Annotated in this window: 6 protein-coding genes and 1 pseudogene; all 7 read right to left on the minus strand. The window is 41.5% G+C overall.

From position 1 onward, the window contains the following. Window positions 1-17 precede the first annotated feature (17 nt). Entirely contained in the window at window positions 18-1,013 is a 996-nt protein-coding gene (locus CXF69_RS13545; RefSeq protein WP_101206020.1) for a chemotaxis protein CheB, read from the minus strand. Next, window positions 1,003-7,878 (minus strand): Hpt domain-containing protein, encoded by a 6,876-nt coding sequence (locus tag CXF69_RS13550; protein ID WP_102078395.1) that lies wholly within the window; start codon window positions 7,876-7,878, stop codon window positions 1,003-1,005. The genes CXF69_RS13545 and CXF69_RS13550 overlap by 11 nt, the downstream gene beginning before the upstream one ends. A 30-nt stretch (window positions 7,879-7,908) precedes the next feature. Continuing rightward, window positions 7,909-8,766, minus strand: a complete 858-nt coding sequence (locus CXF69_RS13555; RefSeq protein ID WP_101206022.1) for a CheR family methyltransferase — start codon at window positions 8,764-8,766, stop codon at window positions 7,909-7,911. Between the two features lie 184 nt (window positions 8,767-8,950). Next, a pseudogene (locus tag CXF69_RS13560) lies at window positions 8,951-10,012 on the minus strand (methyl-accepting chemotaxis protein); the annotation flags it as partial. Window positions 10,013-10,540: 528 nt separating this feature from the next. After that, window positions 10,541-11,071 carry a chemotaxis protein CheW gene (locus tag CXF69_RS13565; protein ID WP_057761571.1) on the minus strand — a complete coding sequence of 177 codons (531 nt, stop codon included), beginning with the start codon at window positions 11,069-11,071 and terminating at the stop codon, window positions 10,541-10,543. A 3-nt stretch (window positions 11,072-11,074) separates the two neighbouring features. Continuing rightward, a complete protein-coding gene (locus CXF69_RS13570) occupies window positions 11,075-11,437 on the minus strand; it encodes a response regulator (protein ID WP_057761573.1) in 363 nt (120 codons plus the stop codon). 179 nt (window positions 11,438-11,616) lie between these two features. After that, window positions 11,617-11,994, minus strand: coding sequence for a twitching motility response regulator PilG (gene pilG / locus CXF69_RS13575; RefSeq protein WP_057761576.1), 378 nt, complete (start codon window positions 11,992-11,994; stop codon window positions 11,617-11,619). Between the last annotated feature and the right edge of the window lie 531 nt (window positions 11,995-12,525).

Genomic DNA, 12,525 nt, shown 5'->3' on the forward strand with positions numbered 1-12,525 from the left:
ACGTCACTCGCAATAAGTTAATGTGAATGGCTATCTGCCCTTTCACCAATGTAATCGGTTAGTTTTTTTGCCAAATCGGTAGGACTACCAACAAAATTGCAATGCCCTGAGTCAATGATAGCCTGAGGTTGACTTGGACATGCGCTTAATCTCGGATCTTGTGCCCATAATTGACTGTTATTATCTTGGATTAAATCTAGATACTGAGAGCCATCATTACCCATACCTGAAAATATAATATTAATAAGCTCGCTACCATGAACATCGCTAGTATTTTTGAGCAGCTGTCCGATTGCAGGCTTATATTCACCATGCCAATCTTGATCCAATAGTATCACGCGACCTGTTGAATCGCAGACAACCTGCTTATCAATAGGGACTATCAGACACTCTCCTGCTCGTAGCCGCTGTGAAGAAGCGATAATCTTACAGCGCCAGTCATTGTGACGGTTAAGTATGCGGGGCAACGTACCAATCATGGCCTGATTGAAATGATGCGCCAATAAAATACAAATTGGCAGTGTGGCTGGCACATTATCTAAAAACTCTTTAACTGCACTAGGGCCACCCATAGAAGCACCTAAAAATACAACATAATGCCAGTCAGTATCAGCACTCTTGTAAGCTGGAGCATCTACCAATATTGGCAAGTCAAGCAATTGGGCAAATTTACGCTTTAACTTACGCTGCCATTTTGCATATTCTTGGGATTCGTTTAGGTACGGAGCCTGACTGAAGCCTACCAGTACTGCTGCTGGTTTAGATGCCACCGTCGCTATTGCCACACTGTCATCATAATCACTGTCTATCAGCCAAATATCGATAGCTGAGTTAGAAAGCTCACCTGTTTCATGCCACTGTGCTCGTGACACACAGCCGGCTAGCATAAAGCCGAAACCACGTACCGTATCTGAAAACGCCATGCGCTGGCGATGGTCTTCTGCCACCACCATCACTTTAATGTCGTTTCTATTTTTTTTTCGCAGCGCTAAAACACGTGCATTATCCTTCATTAGTCAGGCTGACCCCTTCACCTAGTAATTTTTGCATTTTATCAAGCAGCTCTTTTTCTTGGAATGGTTTACCCATATAGTCATTTACACCAATCTCTAAGGCACGCTCACGATGCTTTTCGCCAGTACGTGACGTTATCATAATAATCGGAATTTGCTTTAGACGACTATTATGTCGGACTTGAGTGGCGACCTCGAAGCCGTCCATACGAGGCATTTCGATATCAAGCAATATCATGTCTGGTGTCATATCTTGCAATATTTCAATTGCGTCAACACCATCTTTAGCGACTGCCACATTGAACCCTTGGCGCTCTAAGAAACGTGAGGTTACTTTACGCACTGTCACTGAATCATCGACGACTAGAATGGTAGGTTTGGACTCTATGCGCCCTCTTTTGGCATCAACGGCTTTCGTAATGTTTTTGACCAATTGCGCATTACGCATAAGAGCAATCAGATCTAAGATGAGCATGACCGAGCCATCACCCATGATAGTAGCAGCTGAAACCCCTGGAATATTTGATAACTGTTGGCCTAAAGGTTTGACAACAACTTCTATGCGCGAACCTGCAATCTGATCCACTTGCAAAGCGATATTCTGTCCAGTACGGTTTTTAATAATGATAAGCGGTAAGCTGGTATTGGTATTTACCACCAACTCATTTAACTTATTGCCTGATAAAATTTCATTTAGATAGCGTATTCGATACTCAGTGTCTTCGAAATTTAATGTAGCATCATTTGATTGATAGTAGTCATAGAGCTTCTCTGGATTCACTCGAACCACGCGCTCAATCTGTACCAATGGAATCGCGTAGTAGCGATCTGCAGCACGAACAACCAACGCGTCAGACACGGCTACCGTCAATGGTAGACGCATTGTGAAACTAGAGCCTTTACCCAACTCTGAAACGACGGATACTGAGCCACCTAGTTGGCGAACCTCACTAATAACAACGTCCATACCAACGCCGCGTCCAGAGATCTGAGTCACTTGCTGACTCGTACTTAATCCAGCGTTGAAGATGTATTGCATAATATCAAGGTCTGACAGACTATTATCGTCTGCATCAATTAGACCCTGAGAGATGGCTTTACTACGTACTGCTTCAACATCAATGCCTCGCCCATCATCTGCTAATTGGATGACGATCTCACTACCTTCACGATGCACCTCAAGGGTAATACGGCCGCTACGCTCTTTGCCTGACTTTAGACGAGTTGACGTGGTTTCAATACCATGGTCGACAGCATTACGTAACATATGCTCAAGCGGTGAAGTAATGCGCTCTAGGATGGTTCTATCCATCTCGTCATCAGCATTAATGATGGACAATTCAACAGACTTATTAAGCTCGTTAGCTGTTTGACGTACGATACGTTCAAGACGTGGTGTCAAGCGCGTAAATGGCACCATACGTGAATTCATCAAACCATCTTGCAGTTCAGTCTGGGTACGAGACAACTGTAGCAGTAGGCTTTCACTATCACGGGTTTTTTCTAATAATGTATGGTTAATATCAACCAAATCCGAGGCTGACTCTGTTAAAGATTTAGACAACTGATTCAAAGATGAGTATTGATCCATTTCTAGAGGGTCAAAGTCTTCATTATCGATGAGCTCCTCATCTATCTGAGACAAAATTTGTGCTTCTAGCTCGATCTCCATACGACGTAGCTGATCTGCCAAGCGTTGTACTGTCGTACTCATCTCTTCAATACTGTTTGTTAGACTACTGATACCCATATCGATACGAGCACGGTTAATCGCTGACTCACCAGATAGATTAATCATGTGCTCGATCAAACCACCTGAGATACGAATCATCTCATTGCTACTAGCGCTCTGATCTTCCTCATGAGTATCTCTAAGCATAGACGGCATTTCACTGATGTCTTTTGCAAGATACTGCGAACCTTGGTTTTCTTTGGCAATCAAGATTGCTTCACGCTGGGCTTGTAGAGACTCTTTAGGTATCGTTTTTAGGCTATCAGGGTTTCTACCAAACTGCTCCAATGCTTCAATCAACAACGTAGGCGTTGGTGGATTAACATGTTGTTGAAGAATAAATACTGCATCAGCTAGCCAGTCATGACTTGCAACCAGCAACTCTAATACTTTTTTGGTGGCTGGACGTCGATTACTGACAAAATCTGTATAGACTGACTCCATTTCATGAGCTAAGTCAGCAATACCAGAGGCAGTGACCATTCGTGCGCCACCCTTTATGGTATGCAAGTCACGTTGGAGCGCTTGCAACGCTGTAGTATTACTCGTGTCTTTTAAGAACAAGTGCAGATACTTATTACGATTAGTAAGCTCTTCTGCTTCTTCTAAAAATACCGCTAATATATCAGGATCAGGGAGTCCGTTAGCCCATGATTGTTTAATCATGCTATCCAGACTTAGGGTACTCAATACCTCATTATCACTGTCAACAACATTGGCAGCAATGCTACGCTCTGTAGGTTCAAAGTGATTTTTCGGTACTGGTATGACTAGATCAATTACCTCTGGTAACGTTTTTGCTTTTTCAAGCTGGCGCAACTGCTCAATGAGCTCTGGAGTAAAGAAAGATTTCTTATGACTCACGATATGCATCACTTGTAGTGACATCGTGTCTTGCACCATTTGCATGATTTCAAGCCACTGCGCGGTTGGCGCTCTTCGATTCTCTACAAACGACTCATAGACACTTTCTGCTTCATGGGTCAAATCTCCAATACTACGGATACCAGCCATCCGTGCACCACCTTTAATCGTGTGCAAATGACGCTGTAGAACTTTCAGCGCATTGATATTGGTGATATCGGCACGCCACTTATTGAAGCTTTCATCTAGTGCAGTATCAAGCTCTTGTGCTTCTTCTAAAAATATTTCTAACAGCTCGGCATCAGTGTCAATGGTTTCAAATTGTAGGTCAGCTGCTGGAACGGCTCTAACGATGAAACCGAGGTCCTCATTGTCATTACTTTCTTGATAGATACTCTGTAGTTCATCAATGACTTGTTTATCTATTTTTAAGGAGGTACTTCCAGCTAAGGCATCGAACAAGCCAATCAGCTGAGCATGACCTGCATGCAATATCGCTTGAATGTCTTGATTTTGAGCTTTATCGATATGATTACTTAAGTAGCGATACGCATTACCCAGCTCATCTAAAATTGTGACAAATTTTGGAAATGCTTGCGCTTTTTCCATAAGAGAAGCTATTTGAGAGATTTGCTGCTCTATATAGTCTTGAATATGCTCTATCTCAGTATGATTCAACGCATCATCTAATTCCCACTCAGCATCGAGCAACGTATCAATATTACTGTCTAATAACTCTTCTATCGTCGGTTTCTTATTGGTCATGACAGTAGTGTCATTAGCCACGTATTGCTCATCAAGCATGGCCTGCAATGATGCTATATCATGCTGACTCTGCGACCCATCGTCCTCTGTTGATGCATCGTGCGGCTCTATATTTTGCTTATAGTTATTTAGATAACCCTCTATTAGTGTGGCTGACTGGGCCAATGCTGCTAAGTGCTGAGCATTCATGCCTATATCTTGTTGTTGTAATGACTCCAAGCTATGCTCGATGGTCGCACTGACTTCGCTGATAGCGGCCAAAGCACTAGAACCAGAAGCACCGCGCAAAGTATGAAATGCGCGTACGATTTCATCTGTGATTTCTATATGATGCTGTTCTCTATTGTCTTTGACAAACTGCTCGATACAATCAAGCAACTCTTCTGCTTCATCAATAAAGATCTTACAAAATGCTTTTTCTTCTTCAGTTTGAGGAGTAAGGACAACTGCTGCCTCTGCCATTTTTTCATTGACCGAACGAAAGGTCTGTAAGGTAGAGTCTATGGCTTCATTACTGTTGTCATCATAAGCATAGCGAGTCTCAGCCGTATCAGACCATGGCGTCTTTTCTTCCATCTCATCTATAGAGCTATCTACTGATTGTGCAAACAACGCAGCATAGCTAAATCCATTACCTTGCTGTTTGCTATACGCATTAGCACATGCAATCCATACTGGGACAACAGCTGGATAGTCTTGAGTACCCTGTTCAAATGCTACAAGCATCTTGGGGTAAACTGCCAGTACATCTATAATCAACTGACGCATATCAGCTGAGATAGCGATACTGTTATCTAAAACACGGTTAAGCATGTTTTCTATAGACCATGCCAATTCCGCTGTATAGTTAGCGCCTACCATGCGGCCCGAACCTTTCAAGGTATGGAAACCACGTCGAATATCTTTCAAGCCCTCTAGATCGGTCGAATTTTTCTGCCAGCTTTCATACAACGGCATAATTTCTGCCAATACTTCATTGGCTTCTTCTATAAATATCTCTTTGATATCAGGATCTGCATCGTCGGCATCAGCTGGTAGTTGATTAGTCTCTCTAATAAAAGGTGCAAGGCTCTCTGGAATATCCAATGTAGATAGATATTCGTTGGTATTTGCTTCGTTGTTATTCGAGTCAGTAACCAACTCAGTACGATTCTCATTAGAATCGTTATCAGCATCATCAATTTCTAGTAGCGATTTTTCTAATTCTACATCTTCTGACATAACCTCTTTAGGAGCAATTTCAGCTGTCGTCAGTCCAGTGTTGACCGGCTGCTGACTCATAAGATTACTACTTTGTAAAATAGTAATCGCAGGGTCAAAGCTTGGTGGTCGCTGGGCTGAAAAATCTGCTACCAATGCTGGTAGAATTTTTGTGGTATCAACCACTAGATTTACCACATCATCTGTTACTGGCAATGTTTTATCTAATAAACGATTGAGTAGGTTTTCGATTGACCATGCTATCTCGCTGATACTAAAGGCACCAACCATACGACCTGAGCCTTTTAGAGTGTGAAAACCTCTACGCACTTCAGTCAATGGTGTTAGATCTTGTGAGTCTTGCGCCCAGATAGGAAGAAAATCTTCAAGATCAGTAATAATTTCAGTCACTTCTTCAATAAAGATATCGTGGACATCTTCATCTGTTTCAAAGTTATCAGGCTTCACGTGTTCACGAGCCTGCTTTAGTGCATCACTTTCAGTACTGTTGGACAGACTCGCATTATCTTGTTCAACTACATTTGCATCATCTATATTAATAACAGGGCTGATCTCGCCACTATCATCGTAACGTACAACATTTGTCGCAGCTGACTCTTGAGTGAGTACAGTCTTGTTAATCCCTTCTGATGATTCGATATCAGTATCAAGAAGCTGTGTTGCTCTGGCCGTATGTTCATTTACTAAATTAAGCAACTGCTGATCGAAAACCTGCTGTGCAAGATAATCAAGTAATAGTTCAATAGACGTTAAGCTTTCAGCCAACGCTTGTACCAAACTCCAGCTCGGGGTAGTAATATTACGAGTAGTTAACTGTGTAAATAAACTACCAATATCATCCATAGTATGACGAATTTCTGGCAATTCCATATCGTCAAAGGCTTGACCAATACTGGTAAAATCAGTAGACGCTGGTAATAACCCAATATCTTGATGTTGTATATAGTCGTTGAAGTTTTGCTTTATCTCTTCTACTGCAATTCGAAGCTCACGTAGGCCATCATCGGTAGGAATAGGGTCATGCTTACCTGTTAATTCTGTCTCATTACTATTCATCACTTCAGGCACAGTAGCGAAAGAGGTCGCATCACCAATCTTAAGAGAAATGGTTTGCTCAGTACTATAAATAGCGTTGTATAGCTCTTGCAGCTTGCGTTCAATTTGCCACTGCTCTTGCGCAAAACTTGTTTCTGATACAAGAGACTGTTTCAAATCTGAAAGGATGGATTCCACCTGAGACACGTAGTAAGTCCAGCCTCGGTTTTTGAGCTGCTCTCTGATATGTTGTAAAGGAGCTACCAAGCTATCTGGCTCATCCAGTTTGAAAATAAGCGCATCAAGCTGAGTTAATAATTGCGGTAAAAAACGAGACGCTGTCGTGGTACTTTGAGATACTTTATCCAAAATAGACTGAGTACGTTTGCTACTGTGCGCTAGATAACTCAATTCAACATAGATTGCGGTGGTCAATCTTACAACTATAGTTGAAGGTACTTCATTTGACTGGGTACAAGATTCTATAATTTGATCAAGCTGACCTAATAATGGTGCATAACGCTCAGGAAGTGGCGTTTCGTTTTGGGCCAGATCACTGAGCAATAACTCAGTCAAACACCATAGTCTTTGTAAACCACTATCGTGTGTTGTCTGCCTAAGATACTGGCTAGCTTTTTCTAAGGTACTGAGTGCTGATGAGTGATTTGTATTAGTGATTAGTAATGCTTGTACTTGCTGACGCCATACGAGTAGCAACTGCTGACACTGTTCACTTGTCAAGCTAGCAGTAGTTTGTTCTGTAGGTAGGGCGGCTTCAATATTATTGATAATATTTTCGTTATTCGCATGATCGTTTGCGTATTCATGCTGAACGTCACTAACATTTACAAGAATGTCAGTTTCTATATCTCGTTGAGACAAAGCTTGGGTCAGCTCATCAATTGCTCTACTTATTAGACCTCTATGATAGATTCCTGTACGCGCATACTGATTGATCTCTCGTTGTAATAATCGATGAGAGAACTGACCTATACGGCGCTCTTTAATAGAAAAATCGTCACAACTTTGTAATCCTGCGAGTTGACTCAACTTACTAGCAACACCCGCTAATAAGGGAAGCTTAAGTATGATGAGCGCACCACTAATCTGATGATAACTTGATGTCAGTTGCTCATGGTCGATGCTAGATTCACCTAATTGCCAACCGTCAGACATCTGTGTTAACTGCTGATTGAATAATGGTAGCAACCACTGAAACGTCACGATGTCATTGGGCTGGTTTTTCATAGGTTTATCCTAACTCGTCTATGCACTAATTTAGGCACTAATTTTTTGCCACACATTAACCTGTGGGTGCGCAATGCGGCGCATATTTGAAGGACGCCAGAACAACGCCTCACCTGGAGCCAATATAATATATCCCTCTAACGTGCACTGCTCTGATAACCGTGCCAAAATATCACGCTGATCAAATTTACGAAAATATAGCAGCATGTTTTGGCAAATAATCACATTCTGAAGATGCGTAGTGGGTGGTTTTTGTTCAATAATATTGTGTACAGAAAAATTGACATATGGCTGCAATACAGGTGCTACCTGCCAATTTTCCTGCATACTATTAGCCGCTTCTGATGTGCTAGGCTTCAATCTGTTTAATGTACTCTTAGATGGCAGCGGCTGAACAAACGGCTGACACGATTGCGGGATTAAAGTTTGCTGCCTGTTATCATATTGCCCCAACCGTGCGCTTTTAATAGCCTCTCCACTGATGTCCGTCCCTAATACTTCATAGTCTTGGCATCGCTGTGCAGCCAAGCTCATGGCCAATGACCAAGCTTCTTGTCCACTTGCGCAGCCAACACTCCAAATACGAAACAAACTATCAATGTTGTCCGCTTTACGATGCTGCAATGCATATTCTGTGACAAAGTCGATAGAGGGTCTATGTCGAAAGAAGCGACTCTCATGAATGAGCACTTTATCTAGCAACTGCTGACGCAACTCATTGTTTCTCGATAATTGATACCATAATTGTTGAACGCTCAATCCATTCGACATAGCCGTACAGTCAATTGCATTGGCCAACCACTGTAGCTGTATGTCTGGCAGCACAAATCCAGTCTCTTGCTCTATGTACTTTTGCCATCGTTGCACATCCAAACTGTCGACTTTCATCAAAGTATTACCTAATGTCAGATCAACTGTATAAGCAGATGATTTGGCTTACCAACATTACCTAAGCTAGACAAATCACCTACTATAATTACGGCTTCTTTTTATCACTCTTACAGCAGCAACTTTGTTCAATATAAAGAACAATAGAATACTATCAATCTGGCTCTAAAAGAGTAACTAACCACTAAACGCTTTCTTTCAATGCGCCTTCCGTATCTAACACTTCATAATCTACTAGCTCGTCGTCGTTCGATACCTTAAAGCCTGTTACCGATTCCTGTAGTGCTGCTGCCATTTCACTTAGCTCACCAATAGAACGGGCTGTTGCCATCGTTCCGGAAGACGTTTGTGAGGTAATATCTTGAATGATGTTCATGGTGTGAGAAATATGACCCGCAGACTCAGCCTGTTGTAATGCAGCGTTTGAGATGTTTTGAATCAAGTCAGCCAAAGTATTAGAAACGCTCTGTACTTCTTCTAGTGCTTCACCCGCATCTTTCGCTAAGCGTGCGCCGCGTACAACTTCAGAAGTTGTTGATTCCATCGACATAACTGCTTCGTTGGTATCAGCCTGAATGGTTTTTACCAATGTTTCAATCTGCTTAGTAGCGTTCGCTGAACGCTCAGCCAGACGCTGTACCTCATCAGCAACAACCGCGAAACCTCGGCCCGCTTCCCCTGCCATCGATGCCTGAATAGCGGCGTTCAATGCCAGAACGTTGGTCTGGTCAGCAATATCGTTAATTAGTCCAACGATATCACCAATCTCTTGCGAAGATTCACCAAGGCGCTTAATACGTTTTGATGTTTCTTGAATCTGGTCACGAATAACGTTCATACCCTCAATAGAGCGCTGTACAACTTCTGCCCCGTTATGAGAAATAGCAACTGAACGCTGGGCAACCGTTGCAGATTCTGCAGCGTTGTTTGAAACCTGATCAATTGAGACAGTCATCTCATTAATAGCGGCTGATACACCAGCAATTTCTTGTGCTTGGTGTTCAGAAGCTTCGGCCAGTTCAACAGCATTCATCTGCGTTTGATCTGAAGACTGTGAGACTCGGTCAGCAGTGCTGTTAATAACCAGTACCAGCTGTCGCAATTGGTCAATTGCAAAGTTGACTGAATCAGCAATCGCCCCTGTAAAGTCTTCTGATACAGTCGCATTGACTGTCAAATCACCTTCTGCCAAATCACCCAACTCATCAAGCAGACGTAAAATAGCGATCTGGTTACGTTCGTTTTCTTCTTGGATTTGACGCGCTCGCTCAGACTCAGCTTCTGCTTCTTGGCGACGACGCAAGGTTTCTTTCTCAATAAGTGATCGCTCTGATCCACCACGGTGTTTCAGTAGCTGGTACAAAGCAAACACAATCCCTAATGCGCCGATTGCAAATACAGCCGCTGGCAAGATAACGGATTGATTGAAACTATCGAAATACTGACTTACCGATGATAGCGAGTTAACTAGCCAAATCAGACAAGCCAAACTTAATAGAACAAAAAATCCTAACAATAGCTTCCAAGTACTATCAGCGTTTTTGCCATCTGCTGATGTTTTGGCCATACCAGCTACAGGTTTTTTTATCACATCACTCATCTTGCGTCTTCCTTTCAAACAGTCATCAAAGTCTAATTGTGGCTGACTTTGACAATCGTATTGTTATCTAAACAATGATTAGCAAAGCCTGTATAAATGCTGACATCGAACCCTATTATGTCAGTCGCTATTTCTCTGTCGTTACTTAACAGACAGGTCTTCTATTATCGACAATTATATTGCAGCATCTGAATACTGAGTATCCTGCGCAAGCAAACTTGGCATAAATACATACCAGTCTTGGTCATTTTTGAAAAACTTGCCATGGTTATAAGGCGCAAACGGCGACTCTGGATCTATGGCTTCTGGACGATACTGTTCTTGTGTGAACTGTTCGATACCAAGTACTTGATCCACCAGCAGTCCTGAAAAGTTATTGTCATAATCAATGACGATAACTTTTCGTTGGCTCATTTGTGTCAAGCGACTAGGTACTTGCAAAAAATGCGACAGATCTGTCAAAGGTAATAGTCGCCCACGAATGTTAGCAATACCTAGCATCCATGGCTTTACTAGAGGTAGGCTAGTATATTCTGGCATAGATAATACCTCTGATACCTGACCCATAGGGGCAACTAAGCGCTGCCCACCAATTTCAAATACCACACCTTGCCAATCAAACTCTTGGCCACCGCGGCGACCGCTTTTGCGCGCGCGTGCCAAATCTGCTAAACGCAGAAGCTCGATAAATCCTCTAGAAGCCACAAGTTACTCCATCACTTTGCGAATCATATTGACCAATCCACTTTCATCAACTGGTTTGTTCATATATTCTTTGGCGCCTTGACGCTTGCCCCAAACTCTATCTGTTTCTTGGTTTTTGGTACTAATCATAATGACAGGGATATGAGCAGTGGTTTTACCGCGTGTGATCTTGCGCGTGGCCTGAAAACCATTCATTTCAGGCATGACCACATCCATCAAAATCACATCTGGTAAATGTTCAGCTGCCATCTGGCAACCCTGCTCACCATTGGTCGCTTCCAACACTTGGAAGTTATTTTTGGCAAGCATATCGCGAAATTTCGCCATTTCTGATGGCGAGTCGTCAATGACTAAAACGGTAGTCATAGGAGGTTCCTTTAAGTTCTAAAATATCTGTGAAGATATATTGATATATGGTTCAGATAAAATGATTAAAAATAGCACTTATAAATCTACTAGTAGCCATTCTTTAATCATGATTACTCAGTATTGAATAATCTGGAGCGATAATATCAATCACTCCCTGTAAGTCTATATTTATTCGATTAGCGGTACTGATTAATAGCATCAAAAAGCTCATCTTTACTAAATGGCTTAGTCAGATACTCATCAGAACCTACAATGCGACCACGTGCCTTATCAAATAGACCATCTTTAGATGACAACATGATTACAGGTTTATTGGCATAATCAGGGTTATTTTTTATCAGTGCACAAGTCTGATACCCATCTAGACGTGGCATCATAATATCGACAAAAATAATATCTGGATTGTTATCTACAATCTTTGCTAATGCATCGAAACCATCAATAGCGGTCACTACTTCACAGCCCGCTTTTTGTAATAAAGTTTCTGCAGTACGGCGAATGGTTTTTGAATCATCAATTACCATTACTTTTAAACCTTCAAAATTATTTTCCATTCTCATTGTCCTGTAAACGACTATTTGTTCGTAACGCTATCTAGCAATACAAAGTTTGCTTGGCTATTTTAAACTTTTATATCATCTATTGTCAGATCGATATAAGTACCTACATTTGCATTGTTTGCGTTGAAATTTGTTATAACAGCGAATCTTCTACAATTGATGCCTACTGACTAATCGCGGTATCAATATAGCGTACTATACGCACTTTATTATTATTAATCTTACAAAATCTAGCGTTATTTGAGTGCCTTGAATAAGATAACTTACCCTTCGCATATCCAATAAAAAAGTCACATATAACAATGATTCCAATTAATCATAAATCCGTTCTTTGACATATAAATAGATTAGAGTTCAAATAAAAGGCATCGTTATTATAATTTTGTATTGTATATAACTGGCAATCATATTACTGAATAATTTTCATTTGTAATAAAAATGTATCAGTATATTTTATAGTGTTTGTTTTAGCATAGTTATTATTGCTTTTCCAGTAATTAGCAAAATTATGTTCGAACTCCTTAG

It is taken from the genome of Psychrobacter sp. Choline-02u-9 (assembly GCF_002836505.1).
Classification (GTDB): domain Bacteria; phylum Pseudomonadota; class Gammaproteobacteria; order Pseudomonadales; family Moraxellaceae; genus Psychrobacter.